The sequence below is a fragment of the Clostridium sp. AM43-3BH genome (assembly GCF_003479985.1).
Lineage (GTDB): Bacteria > Bacillota > Clostridia > Lachnospirales > Lachnospiraceae > Otoolea > Otoolea fessa.
Genome location: NZ_QUIH01000004.1, coordinates 195,730 through 220,906 on the forward strand (window position 1 = coordinate 195,730; position 25,177 = coordinate 220,906).

The 25,177-nt window shown below is 50.3% G+C and carries 22 protein-coding genes; 18 read left to right on the forward strand and 4 right to left on the reverse strand.

Annotation, left to right across the window (positions count from 1 at the left end; translation table 11 throughout):
• Window positions 1-42: 42 nt before the first annotated feature.
• The gene (locus tag DW931_RS08315) at window positions 43-1,410 is read right to left on the reverse strand and encodes an NAD(P)/FAD-dependent oxidoreductase (protein WP_118481955.1); all 1,368 of its coding nucleotides are present in this window, start codon (window positions 1,408-1,410) and stop codon (window positions 43-45) included.
• A gap of 165 nt (window positions 1,411-1,575) precedes the next feature.
• Here DW931_RS08315 and DW931_RS08320 point away from each other — a divergent pair, with 165 nt between their 5' ends.
• Window positions 1,576-1,893 carry an EamA family transporter gene (locus DW931_RS08320; RefSeq protein WP_182426640.1) on the forward strand — a complete coding sequence of 106 codons (318 nt, stop codon included), beginning with the start codon at window positions 1,576-1,578 and terminating at the stop codon, window positions 1,891-1,893.
• Between the two features lie 9 nt (window positions 1,894-1,902).
• Here the strand turns inward: DW931_RS08320 and DW931_RS08325 are convergent, their stop codons facing one another.
• Window positions 1,903-3,849 carry a DEAD/DEAH box helicase gene (locus tag DW931_RS08325; protein ID WP_118481954.1) on the reverse strand — a complete coding sequence of 649 codons (1,947 nt, stop codon included), beginning with the start codon at window positions 3,847-3,849 and terminating at the stop codon, window positions 1,903-1,905.
• A gap of 244 nt (window positions 3,850-4,093) precedes the next feature.
• Between DW931_RS08325 and DW931_RS08330 the strand changes: the two genes are divergently transcribed.
• Entirely contained in the window at window positions 4,094-4,759 is a 666-nt protein-coding gene (locus DW931_RS08330; protein WP_182429129.1) for a Crp/Fnr family transcriptional regulator, read from the forward strand.
• A gap of 68 nt (window positions 4,760-4,827) precedes the next feature.
• Here the strand turns inward: DW931_RS08330 and DW931_RS08335 are convergent, their stop codons facing one another.
• Entirely contained in the window at window positions 4,828-5,772 is a 945-nt protein-coding gene (locus tag DW931_RS08335; RefSeq protein WP_118468168.1) for a LysR family transcriptional regulator, read from the reverse strand.
• A 393-nt stretch (window positions 5,773-6,165) separates the two neighbouring features.
• Here DW931_RS08335 and DW931_RS08340 point away from each other — a divergent pair, with 393 nt between their 5' ends.
• The 10 genes from DW931_RS08340 to DW931_RS08385 all read left to right on the forward strand — a co-directional run bounded on the left by DW931_RS08340 (window position 6,166) and on the right by DW931_RS08385 (window position 16,089).
• Entirely contained in the window at window positions 6,166-6,843 is a 678-nt protein-coding gene (locus tag DW931_RS08340; protein WP_107000520.1) for a F0F1 ATP synthase subunit A, read from the forward strand.
• A gap of 39 nt (window positions 6,844-6,882) precedes the next feature.
• Window positions 6,883-7,107: an ATP synthase F0 subunit C gene (gene atpE, locus DW931_RS08345; protein WP_022359062.1), complete on the forward strand. Its 225-nt coding sequence runs from the start codon at window positions 6,883-6,885 to the stop codon at window positions 7,105-7,107.
• Window positions 7,108-7,138: 31 nt separating this feature from the next.
• Complete coding sequence (locus DW931_RS08350) at window positions 7,139-7,627, forward strand: ATP synthase F0 subunit B (protein WP_118468166.1); 489 nt, start codon at window positions 7,139-7,141, stop codon at window positions 7,625-7,627.
• Window positions 7,614-9,683 carry a F0F1 ATP synthase subunit alpha gene (gene atpA / locus DW931_RS08355; RefSeq protein ID WP_118468164.1) on the forward strand — a complete coding sequence of 690 codons (2,070 nt, stop codon included), beginning with the start codon at window positions 7,614-7,616 and terminating at the stop codon, window positions 9,681-9,683. Before DW931_RS08350 ends, atpA begins: the two co-directional genes overlap by 14 nt.
• Window positions 9,684-9,697: 14 nt before the next feature.
• Window positions 9,698-10,600: an ATP synthase F1 subunit gamma gene (gene atpG, locus DW931_RS08360; protein ID WP_107000517.1), complete on the forward strand. Its 903-nt coding sequence runs from the start codon at window positions 9,698-9,700 to the stop codon at window positions 10,598-10,600.
• A gap of 41 nt (window positions 10,601-10,641) precedes the next feature.
• Window positions 10,642-12,042, forward strand: coding sequence for a F0F1 ATP synthase subunit beta (gene atpD / locus DW931_RS08365; protein WP_117796308.1), 1,401 nt, complete (start codon window positions 10,642-10,644; stop codon window positions 12,040-12,042).
• A 6-nt stretch (window positions 12,043-12,048) separates the two neighbouring features.
• Window positions 12,049-12,462 (forward strand): ATP synthase F1 subunit epsilon, encoded by a 414-nt coding sequence (gene atpC, locus DW931_RS08370; RefSeq protein WP_107000516.1) that lies wholly within the window; start codon window positions 12,049-12,051, stop codon window positions 12,460-12,462.
• 94 nt (window positions 12,463-12,556) lie between these two features.
• Window positions 12,557-13,516 carry a LysR family transcriptional regulator gene (locus tag DW931_RS08375; RefSeq protein WP_118468162.1) on the forward strand — a complete coding sequence of 320 codons (960 nt, stop codon included), beginning with the start codon at window positions 12,557-12,559 and terminating at the stop codon, window positions 13,514-13,516.
• Between the two features lie 533 nt (window positions 13,517-14,049).
• Window positions 14,050-14,883, forward strand: a complete 834-nt coding sequence (locus DW931_RS08380) for an RNA methyltransferase (RefSeq protein WP_118468160.1) — start codon at window positions 14,050-14,052, stop codon at window positions 14,881-14,883.
• A 105-nt stretch (window positions 14,884-14,988) separates the two neighbouring features.
• Entirely contained in the window at window positions 14,989-16,089 is a 1,101-nt protein-coding gene (locus tag DW931_RS08385; protein ID WP_118468158.1) for a zinc ribbon domain-containing protein, read from the forward strand.
• Window positions 16,090-16,091: 2 nt separating this feature from the next.
• On the opposite strand, the gene DW931_RS08390 is transcribed toward DW931_RS08385, so the two are convergent.
• Window positions 16,092-17,012 carry a polysaccharide deacetylase family protein gene (locus DW931_RS08390; RefSeq protein WP_243036933.1) on the reverse strand — a complete coding sequence of 307 codons (921 nt, stop codon included), beginning with the start codon at window positions 17,010-17,012 and terminating at the stop codon, window positions 16,092-16,094.
• Window positions 17,013-17,281: 269 nt separating this feature from the next.
• Between DW931_RS08390 and DW931_RS08395 the strand changes: the two genes are divergently transcribed.
• The 6 genes from DW931_RS08395 (at window position 17,282) to DW931_RS08415 (ending at window position 25,168) form a co-directional block, all read left to right on the forward strand.
• Window positions 17,282-18,568: an aminotransferase class I/II-fold pyridoxal phosphate-dependent enzyme gene (locus DW931_RS08395; protein ID WP_118468156.1), complete on the forward strand. Its 1,287-nt coding sequence runs from the start codon at window positions 17,282-17,284 to the stop codon at window positions 18,566-18,568.
• 81 nt (window positions 18,569-18,649) lie between these two features.
• The gene (locus tag DW931_RS08400) at window positions 18,650-19,087 is read left to right on the forward strand and encodes a GtrA family protein (RefSeq protein WP_118468332.1); all 438 of its coding nucleotides are present in this window, start codon (window positions 18,650-18,652) and stop codon (window positions 19,085-19,087) included.
• Window positions 19,088-19,101: 14 nt separating this feature from the next.
• On the forward strand, window positions 19,102-19,227 hold the full coding sequence (locus DW931_RS16385) for a hypothetical protein (RefSeq protein WP_279220882.1): 126 nt from the start codon (window positions 19,102-19,104) through the stop codon (window positions 19,225-19,227).
• Window positions 19,193-22,048: a YfhO family protein gene (locus tag DW931_RS08405; RefSeq protein WP_118468154.1), complete on the forward strand. Its 2,856-nt coding sequence runs from the start codon at window positions 19,193-19,195 to the stop codon at window positions 22,046-22,048. The genes DW931_RS16385 and DW931_RS08405 overlap by 35 nt, the downstream gene beginning before the upstream one ends.
• A gap of 32 nt (window positions 22,049-22,080) precedes the next feature.
• The gene (locus DW931_RS08410) at window positions 22,081-22,605 is read left to right on the forward strand and encodes an adenine phosphoribosyltransferase (RefSeq protein WP_022359322.1); all 525 of its coding nucleotides are present in this window, start codon (window positions 22,081-22,083) and stop codon (window positions 22,603-22,605) included.
• Window positions 22,606-22,882: 277 nt separating this feature from the next.
• Window positions 22,883-25,168, forward strand: a complete 2,286-nt coding sequence (locus DW931_RS08415; RefSeq protein ID WP_022359323.1) for a bifunctional (p)ppGpp synthetase/guanosine-3',5'-bis(diphosphate) 3'-pyrophosphohydrolase — start codon at window positions 22,883-22,885, stop codon at window positions 25,166-25,168.
• Window positions 25,169-25,177 lie beyond the last annotated feature (9 nt).

Genomic DNA, 25,177 nt, shown 5'->3' on the forward strand with positions numbered 1-25,177 from the left:
GCATCTTATCCATTTTTAATAGACATTTCTGACCGTTTATTATTAAATTGCCTCCGCGATTTGCCGTGCCACATAGACACCGCTGGCAGATGCATGGGAAAGGGAATGGGTAATACCGCTGCCGTCACCGATGACGTAGAGTCCATCATGACAGGTCATCAGGTTGTGATCCACTTCCACCTCCATGTTGTAGAATTTTACCTCCACTCCATAGAGAAGCGTGTCATCATTCGCCGTACCCGGTGCCACCTTATCCAGGGCATAAATCATCTCGATAATACCGTCCAGAATCCGTTTTGGGAGAACCAGGCTCAGATCACCGGCAGCCGCATTGAGGGTTGGAACCGTAAAAGATTCATTGATTCGCTGCTGCGTGCTTCTTTTTCCACGGATCAGGTCTCCAAAACGCTGCACAATTACGCCACCGCCCAGCATGTTGCTGAGTTTTGCAATACTCTCTCCATATTCATTGGAATTCTTGAAGGGCTCTGAAAAATGTTTCGCTACCAGAAGGGCAAAGTTCGTGTTATGGGTCTGCTTTGCAGGATTCTCGTAGCTGTGACCATTTACCGTTACGATGCCGTTGGTATTCTCATTTACCACAGCTCCCTTGGGATTCATACAGAAGGTGCGCACGTAATCCTCGTATTTTTCCGTACGATACACGATCTTGCTCTCATAGAGTTCATCTGTAAGATCCGAAAAGATCTCAGCCGGCAGTTCAACCCGGACACCCAGATCCACACGGTTGGAATTCGTATGGATATCCAGGTCCTTGCATACCTTCTGCATCCACTTACTGCCGCTTCGGCCGGCGGAAATGATACATTTCGTACCCTCAAAGGTTGTATCATCGCTGTAAACCTTGTAACCCTTCTCCGTTTTCTCCACGGTTTCGATGGCACAGTCAAAATAGAAATCCACCTTATTCTTCAGATGATCATAGAGGTGCTCCAGAACAATATAATTAATATCCGTACCCAGATGGCGGACCGAAGCATCCAGAAGATGCAGGCCGTGCTGCATACAGGTTTTCTTAAATTTTGTTCCCGCAGTGGAATACAGCTTCGTGCCCTCCCCGCCAAAACGGAGATTGATTCCATCCACATATTCCATCAGTTCAATGGCTGTCTTTTTTCCGATATACTCATAGAGAGTGCCGCCGAAATCATTGGTAATGTTGTATTTTCCATCAGAAAATGCACCGGCTCCGCCGAATCCGCTCATGATGGAGCAGCATTTGCAGTGAATACAGGACTTGATTTTATCACCATCAATGGGACATTTACGGTGCTCCAGCGGATGTCCTACCTCAAAAACAGCGATCTTTAAATCCGGTTTACGTTCCATCAGCTCATAGGCAGAAAAGATACCGCCGGGACCGGCGCCGATAATTAACACATCATACATATTGAAATTCTCCTTGTTTTCCTAAAATTTGATTCCCTCTTTCTGTATTATAGCATAAATTCGAAAAAATAGGCAGCGCGTCATGCGCTGCCCCGAAACAGTATCCCCCATGTCGTCATGGCATCTTCCGTTATCATATCATCACCTCAGAATAAAGCTTTTTTTATGGCTGTAACCATCAGCCTGATTCCCTTTGTAAAATTACCGGAGGTGTTTTCGAGCTTGATGACCTCTCCGGCGCTTCTTGGCAAAGGGCTGGCGCTGGGACTTGTATCTACCTTTTTTCCGTTTGTAAGCTACACACTGGGACTCCGCCAGATGGAGGCAGGAAAAGCCTCGGTTCTGGCGTTCTCTGAGCCGATGGTGGCAGCTGTGGCTGGGATTGTGGTATTTGGAGAAATGCTGCGGGTTGAAAATGTGCTGGGCATTCTTTTGATTTTTACGGCATTGGTGGTGTTGAACAGCCGGAACGTAAAACGGTAAAATCAGGGGCTAAGCGATAATGGAACTGTGACGAAAACACGGATCACAAATCTTAAACGGATATCCAACCGGCAGCATCCGTCCGCAGCGCTGGCAGCGGGCGATGTAGCTTTTTTTGCCCTTGGACAAATACTGCATGATCGTACCTTCAGTGCGGCTGCGTTCTTGTTCGAGCCAGTCCTCGTCGATGATCTTGTCAAAACGGTGGGAAAACTGGTAGTAGAGGTCGAGCTTGCGGTAATATGTTTCGTATTTCTGCAGCCCCAGCTTGGAGCCGGCGCCTTTGTCCGGGTGTTTCAGGCGCTTGTCCGCCGGGTAATCCTTGCAATAGCGCAGCCATTGCAGGACAACCTGATGATCCTTGATATCGATGGGACAGCTGATCATGCGGTAGAGAATCCGTTTGTCATCGAATCCGTAGATATCGTTTCTGTAGCGTTCTGCCTGCGCATAAAGGCTTAAAATCTCATCGACGCTGACCTTTTCAAACGGAGGCGTCGGCTCAACGGATTTCCAGACTTTGATGATAACGTCCAGCGGCTCGTCCAGATCGAGGAGAATCTGCGGGAAACCGAGGCTGACTTTTTCGATCGGTTCTTCCTCCTGAGTAAGCTGTTCCCGGATATAATCGAGGGATTCCTGTCCCATCGCATTGACGTAGCCGGTGTCAAAGAGTCCGAAGCGTCCGGCGCGTCCGGCGATCTGCTTGATCTCCGGTACGGACAGACCGCGCCGGGTGGTACCGTCAAATTTCTGGGTCTGGACAAATACGATACGCCGGACAGGCAGGTTGAGTCCCATGCCGATCGCGTCGGTGGCGACGACCACCTTGGTTTTGCCGCTGGTAAAAAGCTGCATCTGGCGGCGGCGGATCTCCGGCGGCAGGCTTCCGTATATAACACTTGCCTTGATACCTTCTTCTTCCAGACGTCCCGCCACATCCAGCACGGATTTTTTGGAAAATACGACGAGTGCATCGCCGGGAAGAACACTTTCCGGGAAAGAAAATGGCGTGTCCTCACAGATGAGCGCAGTTTTGCGCTGATACCGGCAGATGGCAAGGCTGTCGCCGCACAGATGGATCAGGTGTGTGACAGCAGATTCAGCGGCGGGACTCATGCAGACATGGATTTCGTGGGCTTTCAGTCCCAGAATCGCCTTTGTCCAGCAATGCCCGCGGTCTGGATCGGCGGTCAGCTGTGCCTCATCAATCACGGCAATATCGTATTCCTCGGAGAAATCTGCCATCTCGATCGTCGAAGCTGTGATCCGGCTGTCATCGTCGGCGATACACTCCTGACCGGTCAGCATGGTGCTGGGAACGCCGCAGTCGTGCATTTTTTCATATACCTCAAGCGCCAGAAGGCGCAGCGGACCGAGGTAAGTGCCTTTTTTCGCTGTTTTTAAGCGTTCCAGCGCGTGAAATGTTTTACCGCTGTTGGTCGGTCCGATGTGGAGAATGAAACGGCGGTTCATCGCCATAGTCTCCGGAAATTCCAGCTCTGGGCGGGATGGGACGAGATCCATGATTTTATACTGGATGACGTAGCGCTTATAGATCTGGTAAAGCTCCAGAAGTGTCTGCGTGCAGAGCTGACCATCCAATTCTGTTTCCAGATAATTCAGAAAATCCACGGAAATATCATCACGCTGGGCGGGCAGAAACATTGCCTCATCCAGGCGGATGAGTTGTGGCAGCAGGCTGGTTTCAATGAGCTTTGTGACAGCATCGTTGTGCGAACGGTACGCAAAATAAGCCAGATTTTTGATCTGGCGGTGCCATTCCTCCAGCGAGAGGCTGGTGACCTGTGTCGGTTTGGTGCGTTTCAGTGTTTTAAACAGCCGGTTGGTCCGCTCGCTCAGATCGCGGGGGCGGGAACTGGTCTTTCTTTTTTTCTTGCTTGCCGCCTGATACTGGCGGATATATGTCTGAAGAAGCTGGTTTGGCTCGATCATTTGAAAGTCTCCTCTTTATGTAAATATCCTGTCCGATAAATCTTCTGGTTTAAAGCTTCATTTGATATAGGAATGTTTCTATTATCGCAGAAGTTGCATGGATGTGCAAGAACGGGAAATCAGATTGCAGAAAAATATAAAAATATTTGATATAATAAGAACACTTAGTTAAAACAGAAAGGTCAACATCTATATGGCATCAAACTATAAAACGGGCGCCAGCCTGAATTTAACTCCCTTCGAAATGCAGCTTCTAAGCCGCAGCCCCCTGTTTCGAGGCGCGGGCGAATCCGGAATCGGGGAGATGCTGTCCTGTCTGGGGGCGGAGGAACGCAGTTATGAAAAAGAAGAAATGATTTATCGCGCGGGGAATACGGTCACATCTCTGGGTGTGGTGATGCACGGAAGTGTGATGATTGTCAACGATGATCTGTGGGGCAACCGCAGCATTCTAGACCGGGTAGAACCGGGACAGATTTTTGCGGAGACATATGCGTGCGTGCCGGGGGAAAAGCTGCTGGTCGATGTGTTTGCAGCGGAGGTGACGGAAGTGCTGTTTTTAAATGTTGGAAAAATGCTGTCGAAGTGTCCCAATTCTTGCGGACATCACACGCAGCTTATCCGCAACCTGCTTGCAATCTCGGCGCAGAAAAACTTGCAGCTGTCCCGCCGGATCTTCAATACATCGTCGAAATCCATCCGGGGACGGCTTCTGTCGTACCTCTCCGATCAGGCGGTAAAAAATGAGAGCGAGAGATTTGATATCCCATTCAACCGCCAGCAGCTCGCCGACTATCTGGGCGTGGACCGATCGGCGCTGTCGGCAGAGCTGGGGAAAATGCAGCGGGAAGGGCTTCTGGAATTTAGAAAAAATCACTTTCATTTATATGAAGAGGTTAGAAGCTTGTAGATTACAAACAAAAATACCCTGTCAGGAGCATTAAAATCCGATCGACAGGGTATTTTTAGTGAAAATCCCTATGGGTGTAACAAGACCGGCTGTCCATTCCCTATACTTTCCTGCACCGGCTGTTTCAGCATATCCAGAAATGCCTGTGCCGCCGGCGTCAGAGGGCGCATCGGGTTTTGCAGGATGAGGATCTGGCGCTTCGGGATAGGGATATTTAAGTGAAGCTGGAACACGCGGTAGTTGAGCAGGTAGTTCCGGGCAAATTCCGAGGGAACAAAGCCGATTCCCAGATTGTGGGAGACGGTCGGGGCGATCAGATCGTTGGAAGAAACTTCGATGCTCGGGTGCAGATCCAGCCCCTGTTCCTCAAAGAGATTGTCCCAAAAAAGCCGCGTCGTCGTGCCGGACTCCATGCTGACAAGCGGGTGCATACAGAGCTCTTCAAGGGAGAGTGTGCGGTTCTGCAGCTCGGAAAAACGGTTTCCGGCGATGACGATATCCTGGAACTCGGCAACCGGCATCACGTGAACCAGATCCAGCTCCTTCATGATCTCGTGGATCGGAGAGATGATGACGGCAAAATCATTTTCCCCGGCCTTTAAGGAAGAAGCGGTGATCGGCGCAGAGTTGGAATGAATCTGTACGGTCACATTCGGAAAACGCTGCTGGAACTGTTCAATATAAGGAAGCAGAAAGAAGCGCATCGTCAGCTCGCTCGCACCGATCGAAACCCTGCCGCTCTGACTGTTCGTATATTCTTTTAAAATCTCTTCCGCGCGTCCCATCTGCTGGCAGGGACGGTTGATCTGGCGGAACAGGATCCGCCCTTCATCGGTCAGGGTCACGCCTTTTTGGGAGCGGTTGAAAAGTTTGCACTGAAGCATATCTTCTAAATTATGAATGTATTTTGTTACGGTTGGCTGCGTGAGGCAGAGATTCAAAGCCGCCTGGGTAATATTCTGGCACCGAGCCACCTCATAGAAAACCTTGTAGTAGTCAAAACTGATGTCCATGTATGTAGTTGAAATCCTTTCTGTATGTCGGGCTGTTTCTGCCTGATTGAAACAGTGTTTATCTGATTTTATATCTGTACTTATCTGTATGTCTATTTACCAAATATAGTCACACTTTATCGTATTTTTCCAGAAATGTCCAGCCGCAATAACGATTACCAATAACTATCACCATTCATTTTATCTATGGATATAGGAAAAAAATATAATTTTACCATTTGTATTTCTGGGAGTAAGATCGGGAACAGACGGGAAGAATGTGGAGACACAGGAGAAAACGTTACTGGGCACGTATGCGTGAACAGTAACTAGAACACGTGGCGGCATCGGGAAATGAAAGAACAATAGCCGGGGCAGCCGCGGGAGAACAACCCGGAGAGAGGAAGTGACAGTATGGGAGATCTGGGTGCGACCCTGATCAAGGAATTGAACTGTGAGACAGCCTTTACAATTGGCGGGATCGGCATATCAGAATCCGTTGTGGTTACATGGATCATGATGGCAGTGGTGCTCGTGGTTTCACTGATTGTGACGCACGGTCTGAAAGTTGAACATCCCGGACGCGGACAGCTCCTTCTGGAGAACGCTGTTACGTGGCTGCAGGGCATTGGCGAGGGAATCCTCGGAGAGGAAGGAAAAGGCTATGCGCCGTATCTGACATCCGTGCTGATGTATCTGGGCGTGGCGAACCTGCTTGGTATACTGGGATTCAAGCCGCCAACCAAGGATTTGAACGTCACGGCAGCACTGGCGCTGATGAGTATTGTGCTGATTGAGACAGCAGGGATTCGGGTCAAAGGTTTAAAAGGATGGTTAAAGAGCTTTACAGAGCCGATCGCCATCGTGACACCGATCAATATCATGGAGGTATTTATCAAACCGTTGTCGCTGTGTATGCGACTGTTCGGAAACGTGCTGGGCGCGTTCGTCATCATGAAATTGATTGAATACATCCTTCCGGTAGGGCTTCCGGTATTGTTCAGCGCTTACTTTGATATTTTTGACGGTCTGATTCAGGCGTATGTATTTGTCTTTCTGACAGGGCTTTTTATCAAGGAATCAATCGAGTAATAGAAGAGAAATAGAAAATTACAAAAAGGAGACTTTATTATGGGTACAATCATTGCAATCGGAGCAGGTCTGGCAGTTCTTGCAGGCGCAGGAGCCGGAATTGGTATCGGAATCGCCACATCTAAGGCGACTGAGGCAGTCGCAAGACAGCCGGAGGCAGAGGGAAAAATCACAAAGATTCTATTGTTAGGTGCGGCACTTGCCGAGGCAACTGCTATTTATGGTTTCGTTATTGCCCTTTTGATTATTATTCTTTTAAGCTGATACGATAGAAAACGAAAGGTGGGGCAAGGCTATGTTACGGTTGGACATCAACCTGGTTTTTACGATCATCAACCTTTTAATCTGGTATGCGATTATCCGTATTTTCCTCTTTAAGCCGATCAACAAAGTGATCGATAAACGGAATGCAGCCATTCAGGAAAAGTATGATGAGGCAAAAAAGATGCAGGAAGAAGCGCAGGCGGAGAAAGAGAAATACGCAGCCTGCCAGGATGAAATAGAAGCAGAGAAAAACAAGGTGCTGGATGCGGCGCGTGCGAGTGCACGTGAGGAAGGACGCCAGCTGATTGAAAACGCCCAGAAAGAGGCAGATAAAGTCATCCGTAAGGCGGGCGAGGATGCACGCCGGGAGAAGGATAAGATGCTCGAACAGGCGAAGCATGAAATTTTGTCGCTGGTTCTGGACGCGGCGGCTGGTTCGATGAACAAGAAGTCGGATGACAGCGCTCTTTATGATGAGTTTTTGAAGAAAGCGGGTACGACGGAGAATGAAGAAACTTGATGTCTATTTACAAGAAATAAAGAGGCAGAAGATTTCTGTCGATGATCTGCAGCATGCGGCTGAGATACTGGCTGCGACACCGCAGCTTCCGGCAGAGCTTGAAAATCCGGATTTGACCCGTGAGAAGCGGGAAGATCTGGTTCGTAGCCTGTTTCCGCTGGCAGTCCGGGGAATCATCGAGGTGCTGGCACAGGATCAGACAATGAAAATGATGCCGGATCTGATTAAGGAAGCGGAGACGTTTGAAAAGCCGGATAAATATCTGCGCTGTGTGCTGGAATATGTCAAAGAGCCGGATGAAAAACAGGCAGCCGGAATCCGGAAATTTCTCTCGGAGAAATATCCGGGACGGGAACTCCGGATTGTGAAGGAAGAAAAGCCGGAGCTTGGAAGTGGTTTTATCCTCCGGGTCGGAAGTGAGGAATATGACTGGAGCACGGAGGGAAGAAAACGGGCACTGGCAGATAAATTAAAGAATCTGGTAAAAGAGCCGGATTCGGGTGATTTCCTTACCCAGAAGGGAATCATCGGGATTCTGAAAGGAAATCTGGATGGAATCGACATTTCAGCCCGTGAGATCGGTACGGTCAGCCGGGTGGGCGACGGCATCGCCTATGTGGATGGAATCGACCATGCGATGTACGGTGAGATTGTGGCGTTTGACGGCGATGTGAGAGGCATGGTACAGGATATCCGGTCGAAGGAGATCGGCTGCATCCTCTTTGGACATGCGAACACCATCGGAGAAGGAAGCCGCGCGATGCGGACCGGCAAGATGGCAGGTATCCCGGTTGGCGAGGGATTCTTAGGGCGTGTTGTAGATGCGCTGGGCAATCCGATCGACAATAAAGGGGAGATTGAGGCAGCCGGATACCGTCCGGTGGAATCACCGGCGCCGGGTATTATCGAGCGTCAGTCAGTTGATACCCCGATGGAGACCGGTATCCTCTCGATCGATTCGATGTTCCCGATCGGACGCGGACAGCGTGAGTTGATCATTGGTGACCGCCAGACCGGTAAGACCTCGATCGCGGTAGATACGATGCTGAACCAAAAGGGAAAAGACGTGATCTGCATCTATGTGGCGATCGGTCAGAAGGCTTCAACGGTATCGAGACTGGTTCATACACTGGAAAAACACGGGGCGATGGAGTACAGCATCGTGCTGGCAGCGACGGCGAGTGATCCGGCGTCCTTACAGTATATCGCGCCGTATGCAGGAACGGCGCTGGCAGAATATTTTATGCATCAGGGAAAAGATGTTCTGATTGTCTATGACGATTTATCGAAACACGCGGTTGCGTACCGTGCACTGTCTCTTCTGATGGAACGTTCCCCGGGACGTGAGGCATATCCGGGCGATGTATTCTATCTGCATTCCCGTCTGCTGGAGCGCTCGGCGCGGCTTTCGGATGAGCTGGGCGGTGGTTCAATCACAGCGCTGCCGATTGTCGAGACACAGGCGGGCGATGTGTCGGCGTATATCCCGACCAACGTTATTTCCATCACAGATGGACAGATTTTCCTGGAAAGTTCGCTGTTCTTCGAGGGCATGCGCCCGGCGGTCAATGTAGGGCTTTCGGTATCGCGTGTCGGCGGCGCAGCGCAGACCAAGGCTATGAAGAAGGCAGCCGGAAGCGTACGTATCGACCTGGCACAGTACCGCGAGATGGAAGTATTTACACAGTTTAGCTCCGATCTGGATCCGGCAACTAAGGCACAGCTTACCTACGGCAGCGGTCTGATGGAGCTGTTAAAACAGCCGCTTGAGCATCCGCTCTCGATGGAAGAACAGGTTGTGATTCTGTATGCGGCGACGAGCCATCTGCTGGTAGATATTCCGAAGGAAAAGCTGAAAGCATTCCAGGGCGGGCTCTACGAATATATGAGAAGTTTCTACCCGCAGGTGGGCGATGCACTCCGCACGACGAAGACACTCAGCGATGATATCCAGCGAGAGATTGCGAAGGCGGTGGGCGAGTACAAGGCAAAATTCCTGAAAGCACAGGGAAATGCGCCGGAGGCAGCAGCGGATGCAAAACCGGATAAGCAGTAAGGCGGTGATGGAAGATGGCAGGACTCAGAGAGATCCAGAACCGGATCCGGAGTATTCAGGATACGCGCAAGATCACGAATGCGATGTACCTGATATCTTCGACAAAATTAAAGAAAGCCAGAAAAGAACTGGCAGAGACGGAGCCGTATTTCTATGCATTGCAAAATGTCATCCGGCGTATCCAGAGGCATCTGCCAAACATGGAAAGCCCCTATTTTGAAAAAGAAGGACACCAGTCGAAAAAAACGGGGCTGCTGGTTATTTCCGGTGATAAAGGGCTGGCGGGTGCTTATAACCATAATATCATGAAGATGGCGGATACATTTTTAAAGGATCCTTCCCGCGAGGTACATCTGTTTGTCATCGGTGAGACGGGGCGGCAGTTTTTTGCCTCCCAGCACATCCCGATTGAAGAAAATTTCCAGTATACGGCGCAGGATCCGACGTTTAACCGGGCAAGGTGGATTGCTGGAATGCTTCTGGAACGATATTTGTCGGGTGATTTGGATGAGATCCATGTCCTGTATACAAGAATGGAAAATGTGATGCAGAGTGTGGCGAAGGATAAAAGAGTGCTTCCGATTACCAAGCCGGATATGCATGGAATGGCGATTCCGGTCGATGTGCGGCTGGAGGAGTTTTCCCTCCGGCCAACGCCGGAGGAAGCGATGAATGCGATCGTTCCGAACTATGTAGCCGGATTTATCTACGGCGCTCTGGTTGAGTCGTTCTGCAGCGAGCAGAATGCCCGTATGATGGCGATGGATGCGGCGACGGATAATGCGGATGCACTTTTAAAAGATTTGAATACGATGTACAACCGGGCGCGGCAGGCGGCGATCACACAGGAGATCACCGAAGTATGCGGCGGCGCGGCTGCACAGAGACGAGAACGAGAAGAGGAGATGAGAGTGTGATGGGAGAACAGGCGGCAAAGACAAAAAAGACCGAAACCAGCCTGCCGGAAGGCAAGATTGTCCAGGTTTCCGGTCCGGTTGTCGATGTGAAATTTGAGAGCGGTCCCCTTCCGGAGATCCGGGACGCGCTCACAGTAGAAAATCAGGGAAAGACGTGTGTGATGGAAGCTGCCAAGCACATGGGAAATAATATCGTCCGCTGCATCATGCTGTCGGCAAGCGAGGGCTTGAGCCGTGACATGAAGGTAACACCGACGGGAGAAGGCATTTCCGTTCCGGTTGGCGAAAAGACGCTTGGACGTTTGTTTAATGTTTTAGGTGAGACGGTAGATGGAGGACAAAAGCTGGATGGTGAGGAGCACTGGTGTATTCACCGGGATCCGCCGCCATTTGAGGATCAGAGCCCGGTCGCGGAGATTCTGGAGACGGGCATCAAGGTTATTGATCTTCTGGCGCCGTATTCCAAGGGCGGAAAAGTCGGTCTGTTTGGCGGCGCGGGCGTCGGAAAAACAGTCCTGATTCAGGAGCTGATCCGGAATATTGCGATGGAGCAGGGCGGTTATTCTATCTTTACGGGTGTCGGTGAGCGTTCCCGTGAGGGCAATGACCTCTGGAGTGAGATGAAGGCATCCGGTGTTCTGGAAAAGACAGCGCTCGTGTTTGGACAGATGAACGAGCCGCCGGGAGCTCGTATGAGAGTTGCAGAGACCGGGCTTACGATGGCAGAATATTTCCGTGACAAAATGCACCGGAATGTGTTACTATTTATCGATAATATTTTCCGCTATGTACAGGCAGGTTCGGAGGTTTCAGCGCTGCTTGGGCGTATGCCGTCGGCGGTTGGTTATCAGCCAACGTTAGCGAATGAGATGGGCGAGCTGCAGGAGCGGATTGCCTCGACGAAAGATGGTTCGGTCACTTCAATCCAGGCAGTCTATGTACCGGCGGATGATTTAACCGATCCGGCACCGGCGACTACCTTTACCCATCTGGATGCGACTACGGTTCTTTCCAGAAAGATCGTAGAACAGGGTATCTACCCGGCGGTCGATCCGCTGGAATCCTCGTCCCGTATTCTGGAACCGGATGTGGTCGGAGAAGAACACTATGAGACGGCCAGACGGGTGCAGGAGATTTTACAGAAATACAAGGAATTGCAGGATATCATTGCAATTCTGGGTATGGACGAGTTGTCTGAGGAAGATAAGCTGACCGTCGGTCGCGCAAGAAAGATACAGCGTTTCTTATCCCAGCCGTTCCACGTGGCGGAGAACTTTACCGGTGTACCGGGCAAGTATGTGCCGTTAAAGGATACCGTCAAGGGCTTTAAGGCAATTCTGGATGGTGAGATGGATGCGTACCCGGAGGCAGCATTCTTCAATGTCGGAACGATCGAGGATGTAGTGGCAAAGGCGAAGGCTTTAGAGAAACAGGAGGCGTAGGAACGGATGGCAGATTTTCATGTAAAAATCATATCCAGCAACCGGACATTCTATGAGGGAGTCTGCCACTGTCTGATCCTTCCGGCGGTGGACGGTGAGATGGCTGTCATGGCGCACCATGAGAGCGAGATCGTGGCAGTCAAAGCGGGAGAAATGCGTTTCCAGGTGACAGAGGACGGTCCGTGGGAGGCGGCAGTCGTCGGGCAGGGCTTCTGTGAGATCGCCAACAACCGTGTTATGTTGCTGGCAGATACGATCGAGAAACCGGAGGAGATCGACCGGATCCGGGCGCAGGAGGCATTAGAGCGTGCGAAAGAGCGGCTGCGCCAGAAACAGAGTATTTCCGAGTATTACAGCACCCGCGCGGCGATGGCGAGAGCGCTGGTTCGTCTGAAAGAGACGGAAAAATTTGTGGACTAGGTGCGTTAGAGGCGGATTTGAGCCTGATGTAATTTTGTGGCAGATGCGGTTCAGAAAGAAATGACAGAAAATCAGTAAGAATGGAGAACAGGGCATGACATTACTTCAGTTAAAATACGTGGTGGAGGTGGCGGCAGCCGGAACCATCAGCGGGGCGGCAAAAAAACTTTATATTGCACAGCCGAGCCTCACGGCGGCGATCAAGGAACTGGAGCATGAGATTGGATTTTCCCTGTTTACCCGCACGAACAAGGGCGTGGTGATTTCCCCGGACGGGGAAGAATTTCTGGGGTATGCGAGACAGGTGATCGAGCAGGCAAACCTGATCGAGGAGCGCTATTTTGGCGCTGTGCCGCAGAAACGCCAGTTCTGCGTCTCCACCCAGCACTATTCCTTTGCCGTTGAGGCGTTTGTCGATCTGATCCGCGAGTACGGCGGAGAAGAGTACGATTTCCGTATCCGCGAGACGCAGACGTATGAGCTGATTGAGGATGTGGCGAAGCTTAGGAGCGAGGTTGGCGTGCTGTATCTGAACCGTTTTAACGAGACGGTGATCCGCAAGACGCTGCGGGAACACGACCTCAAATTTACGCGGCTTTTTATGGCAAAACCGCATGTATTTATCGGTGCAGCCAATCCGCTTGCAAGCCGCAGTTCCATCACCCTGTCGGATTTGGAACCTTATCCGCGTCTGTCCTATGAGCAGGGCGAGCACAATTCCTTTTATTTCTCCGAGGAGATCCTAAGCACTCTGGACAGCCGCAAGGACATCCTGGTGTCCGACCGCGCGACCCTGTTTAATCTTCTGATCGGGCTGAATGGGTATACGATCTGCAGCGGTGTCATCAATGAGGAACTGAACGGACCGAATATTGTAGCGATTCCGCTTGATGTGGACGATTATATGGAGATCGGTTACATTACCCACAATCGCGTGACACCGGGACGGTTTGCGGGGCTATATATTGAGGCGTTGAAGCGGAGAGTGGGAGTGCCGGTTTCCAAAGTGTCTACCCGTGAACCAATAACCAGAATTCCTGTTTCCGACAGGTGATTTTTTGGTTTGACTTTTTTTAAAACAGGAAATATAATAATACCGAAACGAGTAGCAAACGAGCGTAAATCCAGTTTTTGCTGCTCTTTTTTTATTATTCCATAAAGAATGTGACAAGGTGCATTTTTTATTAAATTTCATAAAAATGCCATTAAAAAGTGTGTTGCAAAATAAATGCTTTTGAAATAAAGTCTTCCGGAATGGGAAAACATGAGTCAATCCGAGAGTCTTACAGAAAATATTCAAGGAATGTGCATAACCTATATTTGCTGTCACAGAAAGATGTGGGGAAAGAGGAAAATTTATTGTTGAAACCGTTTTATTTGATGCCATTTTTAACGTGACAAATCGAAATTTTTTGCCGAAGATAGATTTGTATGAAAATAGGAACGAAATCGGAAAGAGGATGATAGAATGCGGCAGAATAGAGGAATGATTTCATGTCAGCGTCCATAATCGGCACTTCCTTTTTGTAAGAAATGTGGTATACTCGATAGAACATGAAAACCATATTAAAAAAGGTGAAAAGCAGAATGAATCATATTTCAATTACAACCCTGGAAGCGCCAGAGCTGGATATCTACGCCCGGCTGAGCGAGGGGCAGTTATTTCATTATAATGAACCAAAGGAAGGTCTTTTCATTGCGGAAAGCCCTAAGGTCATCGGGCGGGCGCTCGACGCGGGATATGAGCCGGTTTCTTTTCTGATGGAAGAACGCCATATCGAGACAGAAGGGCGGGAGATTCTGGAACGCCCGGTGTGTGCGGGAGTGCCTGTGTTTACGGCACCATTTGATGTGCTGACGCGCCTGACCGGCTTTAAACTGACGCGCGGGATGCTGTGTGCGGTGAAACGGAAGAAAATGCCGGGGATCGAGGAAATCTGTGCAGGTGCCAGACGGATCGCGATTCTTGAGAATGTAGAAAATCCTACGAATGTGGGGGCGATTTTCCGGTCAGCGGCGGCGCTCTTTATGGATGCGGTGCTTCTGACACCGGGATGCAGTGACCCGATGTACCGCCGCGCAAGCCGTGTCAGTATGGGAACAGTGTTTCAGGTGCCGTGGACGTACATTCCGAAGGGCGACTGGGCGGAGAACAGTATGGAAACGCTTAAGAAGCTGGGATTTTGCACGGCGGCGATGGCGCTCAGTGACCGTTCCGTGAGTATCGCGGATCCGGCGCTTTCGCAGGAAGAAAAATTAGCAATCATTCTCGGAACCGAGGGTGACGGGTTGGCGGCATCGACGATCGCGGCGTGCGATTACACCGTGAAAATCCCGATGTCACACGGCGTGGATTCGCTCAACGTGGCAGCAGCGAGTGCAGTGGCGTTCTGGCAGCTGGGCATGGGAAACAGGAAATAAAGTTCTGGCTGTGTAAAAAATGTACATTGCTTAAATGTGTTTCAAATGCCAGAAATGAGTGCGGAAATGGATGGAAAGAATCGTTTGGAGGAAGGAGAAAATAGAATGAAGTGTCCAAAATGCGGACAGGAAGCAGTTGGAAATTTTTGCAGTAACTGCGGAACTCCGCTTGTAAATGATACAGTACGCCGAGAACAGGAAACGGTGGGAAGAAAGCTGGAAAATAGCTATGACGACGGTGATTCAGAACAGCGGAATCCAGCTCGGATGGAATCGGATGAGAAAAAGGCGGAATCTGGCTCTGGATCGAAACGAAACAGTCAGGAAAAGCGGAGCAGCCAGAGTCAGGACGCACAGAAGCGTGAGGAAGAGCGCCGCGACAATGAACGCTGCCAATCCCAGGCACAGGAGGATGCCCGCCGCGACCGTGAAGCGGCATCGCGCAGACGACAGGACGCGAGACGTTCTTCTTCCAGCGCGAAAGAGGATAAGCGGGATGCAAAACAGCAGAAGCAGATGGAAAAACGCCTTCATGCTCTGGAGTCGGAGCGGGAGCGCTCAGAGCGTCAGAAAAATCGGATGGAGCGCAGCCACCAGCGGGAACTGGAACGCCAGTCCCGGGAGGCAGAGCGCACCAGACGGGCGGCGGAGCGCAGTGAGGCGCATACGCAGAGTGACTCAAATGACGGTCCGTCCGTGCTGGATGTGACGGCAGCCGGAGTAACCGGCGTGGTTGTGCTGATGGCGCGCGTGATGCAGGCAGCCAGTTTTCTTCTGATGGCGGGAATCACCTGGGCGAATGCGAAGGCATTTCGGTATGGCGGCGACGATCTGGGCTATATCGGAACTATGATTACCGAGGAAAATTATGGTCTGGGGCTGTATGTAGGGATTGGCGTATTTCTGGTACTGATGGGCGCGATTTGGTGCCTGTGGATTCTTTCAGGCAAGCACGCGGGTGGTAAAGTACGGCTGCAAAAATACGATACGGGGCGCGGATTTATCCCGTTTATAATCATCCTTGTTCTGGTATTAGTAGCCGGTCCGGCAGCGTACCTGATGCCGAAGAATGCGGGCAGCTTACAGCCGATTGTGGACGGCGGCTATGCGGCGCTGGAGGCGATCAATGCGAACCACGGATTTCTGCTGTTCTGCAGCATCGGAGGCGCGATCCTTTCGTTTATCCGGAAAATGCTGCTGGTATAATTTTATAATTCATCTAATTGCCCGAACTGATACCCCATTTCCTCCCATTTTGCCAGAAGTTCATCGAGAATCTGAGCGTTGGTCTGCGAAGTGCTGTGCAGAAGGACGATCGCGCCGGGGTGGATGCGCGTCAGAAGCTTGGAAAATGCTTCTTCTTTGGATGGCTGCTGATCCTGCATCCAGTCCACATAGGCGAGACTCCAGAAAAAGGTCTTGTAGCCGAGCTCCTTTGCCATCTGCAGGTTCGATTCACTGTATTTGCCCTGTGGCGGACGGTAATATTTTTTCATTGTCTGCCCGGTGACGGACTGGTAGAGTGTTTCCAGGGCAGTCAGCTCCTTTTCAAATGCTGCTTTGTCGGAAATGCGGGACATATCGGGATGGTGATACGTGTGGTTGGCGACGGTGTGACCCTCTGCGATCATCTGTTTTACCAGTTCAGGACTGGTTTCGAGATAGTTGCCGACGACGAAAAAGGTTGCCGGGACATGGTGTTTTTTCAGTGCTTCCAGAATGGCAGGTGTGCAGCCGTTTTCATATCCGGCGTCGAAGGTCAGATAGATGACGGGCTTGGAGGTATCGCCTACATAGAAAGCATCAAAATTTTTTAAAGTGTCGGCGGAGGCATTGCCGACCGGTGTCTGCCCTGGACTGGGAAATCCAAGTCCCCAGTTTCCATCTGCGGAAACCGGAATCGAATCGGAATCAAAGGCAGGCGGGAGCGAGCCACAGGCGATAACAGGCGCTGAAACCGTGTGCCCGGATGGACGGCGCAGGAAATGTGCGGCAGTCTGCCCGGCGAAGAAAGAAATGGCAAACAGGGCGGGAACCAGCAGCGGGGAAATGATGTGCCGGAAACGTGATGGAACAAAATGCATGGGAAAATGAATGAACATGATGTGACCTGAAAGATATATTTTCATAAATATATGAAAGAAGGGGGAACATCATGTTTTTATTATAATTTGGTGTCCGTGAAATGCACCGAATCGGAAAAACCAAGCGGTACCATATAACAAATTTTATGTGCTGACATAACAAATTAATGCTTGTCATGCCCTTTGTACCTATGTTATTATTATAACGATGCTTAGATGAGATGCTCCGAACCCTTGAACAAGGGGAGCTGGATGAAAAGCAGATTATGAAATTATGATGAAATAAATAAGAGAAACAAGGAGGATGTTGAAGGATGAAGCCTTATAGCGAGATGACGAAAGAAGAACTTCTGGAGCTTAAGCGTGATCTGAGCGATCAGTACCGGGAGTTTCAGGGCAAGAATCTGACGCTGGATATGTCACGCGGTAAGCCAAGTGCAGAGCAGCTTGACTTATCGATGGGAATGATGGACGTACTGAGCAGCGACAGTGATCTGACCTGCGAAGATGGGACAGACTGCCGCAATTATGGCGGCCTGGACGGTATCAGCGAGGCGAAGGAGCTGTTAGCGGATATGATCGAGGTTCCGGCTGACAATATCATTATCTATGGAAACTCCAGCCTGAACGTAATGTACGACACCATCTCCCGTTCTATGACTCATGGCGTTATGGGAAATACCCCGTGGTGCAAGCTTGACAAGGTTAAATTCCTGTGCCCGGTACCGGGATATGACAGACATTTCTCCATTACTGAATATTTTGGTATCGAGATGATCAACATTCCGATGACCGCAGATGGTCCGGATATGGATCTGGTGGAGAAGTATGTGACCACCGACCCGACCGTAAAGGGAATCTGGTGTGTTCCAAAATACTCCAACCCGACCGGCAATTCCTACTCCGATCAGACGGTACGCCGTCTGGCACGCATGCATCCGGCAGCTCCGGACTTCCGTATTTACTGGGACAATGCTTATGGCATCCACCATTTATACGATGATGAGCAGGATCATGTGCTGGAGATTCTGGCAGAATGTAAGAAAGCCGGCAACCCGGATATGGTTTACAAATTCTCTTCAACCTCCAAGATTACGTTCCCGGGTTCCGGCATTGCGGCAATCGCAACCTCCCACAATAACCTGGATGATATCAAGAAGCAGTTAAAGATTCAGACTATCGGTCATGATAAAGTGAATCAGCTCCGCCACGTGCGTTTCTTCAAGGATATCCACGGCATGGTAGAGCACATGAGAAAGCATGCCAACATCCTGCGCCCGAAATTCGAGGCAGTTGAGAACATTCTCGACCGTGAGCTGGGCGGACTGGAGATCGGTACCTGGACAAAACCGCACGGCGGCTACTTCATTTCCTTTGATTCACTGAATGGCTGTGCGAAGGATATCGTTGCGAAGTGCAAGAAAGCAGGCGTTGTCATGACCGGAGCCGGTGCAACTTATCCATATGGCAAGGATCCGGAGGATCGCAACATCCGTATTGCTCCATCTTATCCGCCGCTGCAGGATCTGATCACTGCAACCGAGCTGTTTGCACTCTGCGTCAAGCTGGTCAGTGTCAACAAGTTGTTAGAGGAAATGTAATATTAAACCAAGAAGTACAGGAATTGTATGGGTATGTCGAAGGACCGCTGCCCATACAATTCTTTTTTCGGAGAAAAAGTGATGATAAAGGAAAAGTTATCCCTGATCTGGGGGAAGTTTGTAAACAGGGAGACGATATCGTATCTGATATTCGGCGTTCTGACGACGCTGGTGGACTGGATTTCCTATGCGGTTTTTCGCCACAACGGCATGAACTACCGTATGGCGACGATCTGCTGTCAGGCGGCGGCGATCCTGTTTGCATATGTGACAAACAAGATCTGGGTATTCCGAAGCTACAATTTCCACCCTGTATATCTTCTTAAGGAAATGGCTTCGTTTTTCTCCTGCCGTATTCTCACATCGGTGTTCACGTATGTGGCGATGATCGTGATGGTAGACGGCATGGGAATCAAACAGGATATGATCTGTAAGATTGTGGTATCAGCGATCTCGCTGGTGCTGAATTATATTTGCAGTAAATTATTTATTTTCAAAAAGAAAGAATCCTCGAAATAGGGCTGTGTGGAGAAATGACAGCGGAAATGGATGCTGTAGTCAGACCGGAAAAGCCGGAAAGAGTAGAGAAAACGCCGCCTGAACAGGATTCTGGATGGAGGGAAGATGGAGCAAAGAGAACGAGACGAAAGTTCCAGTAAACTGGAAGAAGCACTCAGGGAGCTTACGGGAGCGGAAACAACGGGGAAAATAGAGGAGTATGGGAACGAGCGGGAAGGTGCGGACGTGGATTCGGAGACCGCTTGTACAGATATGAGACGTGCTGAACGAATGCCGGCCTGGAGACAGGAAGAAGATGCCAGAAAATCTAAACTTTCAGAGTCCAGAGCAGATGTCATTAAAGAGTTGAATGATGATGACTGGGAGCAGGAAGAATTAGATGAATTAGATGAGTGGGATGAACCAGAGAAATCACCCCGCGGAATGGGCCGCCTGGCTGCGGTTTTCCGTCCGTCGGATGATCTCCTGGCGGCATTTTTCCTGCCGGTGGTGATTTTGATCCTGATTTTTGCATACCGCGGTATTTTCCCTTTTGGGCAGGAAAGCTTCCTGCGGACGGATATGTACCACCAGTATGCGCCATTTTTCTCGGAATTCCGGCATAAGCTTTTAAGTGGCGAGAGCCTGCTTTACAGCTGGGATGTCGGCATGGGCGTAAACTTTGCCGCGCTCTATGCGTACTATCTGGCGAGCCCGTTCAACTGGCTGCTGCTGTTATGCCCGTCGTCCCTGATTATCGAATTTATGACCTACATGATCGTGTTCAAGAGCGGTCTGGCGGGTCTTTCGATGGCGTGGTATCTGAAAAAGCACACGGGTTCGCAGAAGTTTGGAGCGTGCTATTTCGGCGTATTCTATGCGCTGTCCGGCTATATGGCGGCGTATAGCTGGAATATCATGTGGCTGGACTGCATCGTGCTGCTGCCGCTGATCCTGCACGGCCTGGAGCGGCTGGTGCGCGAAAAAAAAGGGCTTTTTTACTGCCTGATGCTGGGACTTTCAATCCTGTCCAACTACTATATATCAATTATGATATGTCTCTTCATGGTGATTTACTATGTGGCGCTCTTGTTTTTGGAGAAACGGCCGGGATGGAAAGATTGTCTGCACAGCTTTTTCCTGTTTGGTGTGTATTCGCTTCTGGCGGGTGCGCTGGCGGCTGCGGTGCTTCTTCCGGAGATTGCGGCGCTGCAGAGTACGGCGTCTGGCGATTTTAATTTTCCGACCACACTGGAAATCTACTTCCCGATCTTTGATATGATCGCGCGGCACATCGGAAATGTACAGGTGGAGACGGGACTCGACCATTGGCCGAACCTCTACTGCGGCGTGGCAGTCTACATTTTTATGGGGTTGTATTTTTTGAACCGCCGGATTGCGATCCGGGAAAAGGTTGTGTACGGTGTGCTGCTGCTCTTTTTCTATGCCAGCTTTTCGTTCAATGTGCTGAATTTTATCTGGCATGGCTTCCATTACCCGAACAGCCTGCCGTGCCGCCAGTCGTTTATCTATATCGCGCTGGTGCTGACGATGTGTTTCCGGGCGTATCTATATCTGGATGAAATATCCAAACGGCAGTTTGCCGGGGTGACATCCGCCACGATTGGCTACGTGATTCTGGCAGAAAAGCTGGTGACGGACGATGCGTTTGAGCCGGTTGTCTGGTATGTGGCAGTGGTGCTTCTGCTGCTGTATCTGGGCGTCTTTTATTTCTATCAAAATAAAGAACATTTCGCGTTCACGGCGGCGCTTCTGGCGATGGCGCTGGTAAGTGTGGAGGCGCTTGCCAATATGGCGGCAACGAGCATTCCGACGACGAGCCGGACTGATTATGTGGCAGACAATCAGGATGTTGCAGCGGTGACAGAGCCGCTCAAAAAGACGGAATTTTACCGGATTGATAAAACGAATGCGCGCACGAAAAATGATGGCGCGTGGATGCATTTTCCATCCGTATCACTGTTTTCATCGGTGGCAAATGCCGGGGTGACGGATTTCTTCAAACAGATGGGCTGCGAAGGTTCGACGAACGCATACAGCATCGTGGGAAGTACGCCGCTGGTGGATTCGTTATTTTCAATCAAATATGCACTCTATGAGGGCAAGCAGGACAATCCGCGCCTGTCGCTCTATGCATTTTCAGGTGACACGTACCTCTATGAGAATCCGTGGACGCTGCCGCTCGGCTTTATCCTGCCGGACATAGTAGAAACGGGCTGGAAGCGCGATCTTTCTTCGCCAGCGGATGTCCAGAATGATTTATCGGATGTGCTGGGCGTGCCGGAGTGCCTGATTTTCACGGACGGGGAGGAGCAGGGGAATCGTTTTTCCTTTACAGCACCGGAAGATGGGGAGTATTATATAAGTGTCGCAAACCGTCAGATTGATTCGGTTAAACTGGATGTCGGCGGGGAGAGCCGCAGCATTGATACGTTGAAACGCGGGTATCTGGTGGAAACCGGATATGTGAAGGCAGGCACATTGATTCTGCTGGAGAGCAATGACAGTGCCGGAAGCATGGACGCGAGCGCGTACCGCTTTGACGAAGCCGGGCTGCGTGCGCTCTATGAGCGCCTCAACCAGCATCCATTTGAACTGGAAACATTGGGCGAGGAGGCGATGAAGGGCACGATCGACGCGGGCGAGGGCGGAACGCTGTTCCTCACGATCCCGTATGACGAGGGCTGGACGGTCACGGTGGATGGAAAAGAAGCTATCACGCGTCCGGTCTGGAAGGCATTTACCGGCGTGGAACTGACGGCGGGAACCCATACGGTGGAACTCAGGTATTATCCGCAGGGACTGCATGAGGGACTGCTGATCAGCGGAGGTGCGCTGTTTGTGCTGGCGGTGATTGTGGCTTCTATGTATATAAGGAAGAAGAAGCAGGGGAAAACTTCTGCAAAAATGAGAAGAACGGTGGAAAAAGAGCCGGATGGAGATTTGAAACTGAGAAATTGAGATACAAAATTTATAGAAAAGAGGTTAAAATCATGAAAAAGCTGGAAGAATATGTAAGAAGCATTCCGGACTTCCCGGAGCCGGGTATTATTTTCCGCGATATTACTACGATTTTACAGGATGCAGACGGACTGCAGCTTGCGATCGACGGAATCCAGAAATCTTTAGAGGGCGTGGATTATGATATCGTGGTTGGTCCGGAGTCCCGCGGGTTTATTTTCGGCGTGCCGGTTGCATATGCGATGCACAAGGGATTCGTGCCGATCCGCAAGAAAGGCAAACTGCCGTGCAAGACGGTATCTGTAAGCTACGATCTGGAGTATGGCAGCGCGGTTCTGGAGATGCATGAGGATGCCATTAAACCGGGACAGAAGGTAGTTATCGTTGACGACCTGATCGCAACCGGCGGAACGACCGAGGCGATTGTCAAGCTCATCGAGAAGATGGGCGGCGAGGTTGTAAAAATCTGCTGCGTGATGGAGCTGGCAGGCTTAAAGGGACGCGAAAAACTGAACGGATATGCGGTGGATGCCCTAATTACCTATGAGGGGAAATAGATAACGGTTCACGGGTAGGCACTTTTGGAACCGAAAGTGCCGTAAGAAAACGTGGCGACAGCAGGAATTTGCCGTATTTAAATGCGAAGCCACGGCAAATTCCGTTACTGGGCATGTATGCGTGAACAGTAACAAAATAGTTTGCCGTTGCATTTTTTGTCAAATATTCGTATAATAGGTGTATTCTATATAATATTTTATTTCATTTGCGTGAACCGCTTTCCGGATTCCGAACGGCAGGCGTTTCAGTTATCTACGGAAGGGTCAGGAGGCATATATGGGAAATTTGGATAAAATAAAAAAGCTGGATCAGGAAATTGAAGCGCCGGCGGATTTTACGAGTCCGGAGGTACTGTATAATGAGTTGATTGCCGCCATTCGCAAGTACCATCCGTCGGATGACATCAGCATGATTGAGAAAGCGTACCAGATCGCGTATGACGCACACAAGGACCAGAGGCGTAAATCAGGTGAACCGTATATCATTCATCCGCTCTGTGTGGCGATCATTCTGGCGGATCTGGAGCTGGATAAAGAGACTCTGGTGGCAGGTATCCTGCACGATGTCGTGGAAGATACGGTCATGACAGAGGAGGAGATCACGGCGATCTTTGGCGAGGAGGTAGCACTTTTAGTAGACGGCGTTACCAAGCTGACCCAGATCTCGTGGACGATCGATAAAGTAGAGATTCAGGCGGAAAACCTGCGTAAGATGTTCTTAGCGATGGCGAAGGACATCCGGGTTATCCTGATTAAGCTGGCAGACCGTCTGCACAATATGCGGACGCTTCAATATATGAAGCCGGAAAAACAGAAAGAAAAGGCGCGTGAAACGATGGATATCTACGCGCCTATTGCTGATCGTCTCGGTATTTCCAAGATCAAGACCGAGCTGGATGATTTGTCTCTCAAATATCTCCAGCCGGAGGTTTACAAAGAATTGTCCGAAAAACTGGCGCTCCGTAAGGACACCAGGGAGGCGTTTATCCATAAGATTATGGATGAAGTCAAGAAACATATGGACGATGCGGGCATCGAAGCCAAGGTAGACGGCCGTGTGAAACATTTCTTCAGCATCTATAAAAAGATGGTAAACCAGGACAAGACGCTGGATCAGATCTATGATATTTTTGCGGTCCGGATTATCGTGGAGAGCGTGAAGGACTGTTATGCGGCGCTCGGTGTCATCCATGAGATGTACAAACCGATTCCGGGACGTTTTAAAGATTATATTGCCATGCCGAAACCGAATATGTACCAGTCGCTGCATACGACTCTGATTGGCAGCAGCGGACAGCCGTTTGAGATTCAGATCCGCACCTATGAGATGCACCGTACCGCTGAGTATGGTATCGCGGCACACTGGAAATATAAGGAGAGCGGCAGCAGCAAGGCGGCGATCGACAGCGCCGAGGCAAAGCTTTCCTGGCTGCGTGAGATCCTGGAATGGCAGCGGGATATGTCCGATAATAAAGAGTTCTTAAGTCTCTTAAAGAGTGATCTGGACCTCTTTACGGATGATGTATACTGCTTTACCCCGACGGGCGATGTCAAGAACCTGCCGAGCGGTTCCACCCCGATCGATTTTGCGTATTCGATCCACAGTGCGGTCGGCAACAAGATGGTTGGTGCCCGTGTCAACGGAAAACTGGTCAACATCGATTATGTCATTAAAAATGGTGACCGTGTCGAGATTATTACCTCCCAGAATTCCAAGGGACCGAGCCGCGACTGGCTGAAACTGGTTAAGAGCACACAGGCGAAGAATAAGATCAACCAGTGGTTCAAGAGCGAGCTGAAAGAGGACAATATTCTGCGCGGCCGTGCGCTTCTGGATAAATATTGTAAGGCGAAGGACATCAATTATTCAGAGTTAAATAAACCGGAATATATGGAAAAGGTCATGAAGCGCTATGCGTACCGTGACTGGGATTCCGTTCTGGCATCGATCGGACATGGCGCCCTCAAAGAGGGACAGGTCATCAACAAGATGCTGGATGAGCGCAACAAGAAGTTAAAGAAGGAAGTAACCGACACGACGATCCTCGATAACATGGCGTCGGATGGAAACAAGGTTCCGGTGATCGCAGCCGGGAAGTCGAAGAGCGGTATCGTTGTCAAGGGAATCCACGATCTGGCGGTTCGTTTTTCGAAGTGCTGCAGCCCGGTTCCGGGCGATGAGATCGTCGGATTTGTCACAAGGGGACGCGGTATCTCGATCCACCGGACGGACTGCATCAATGTGATGAATCTGCCGCAGGAAGAGCGTGAGCGCCTGATTGAAGCCGAGTGGCAGCAGCCGGAAGCACAGACGGGCACGGAAAAATACTCCACCGAAATCAAGATCTATGCGAACAACCGCATCGGCATGTTTGTGGATATTTCCAAGGTATTTACCGAGCGCCAGATCGACATTACCTCGATGAATGTGCGGACAAGTAAGCAGGGCAAGGCGACGATCGTCATGACGTTCGATATTCACGGAATTGAGGAATTAAATAAATTATCTGATAAACTCAGACAGATTGAAGGAGTATTAGATATAGAGAGAACTGCCGGATAAGCGGTTCTC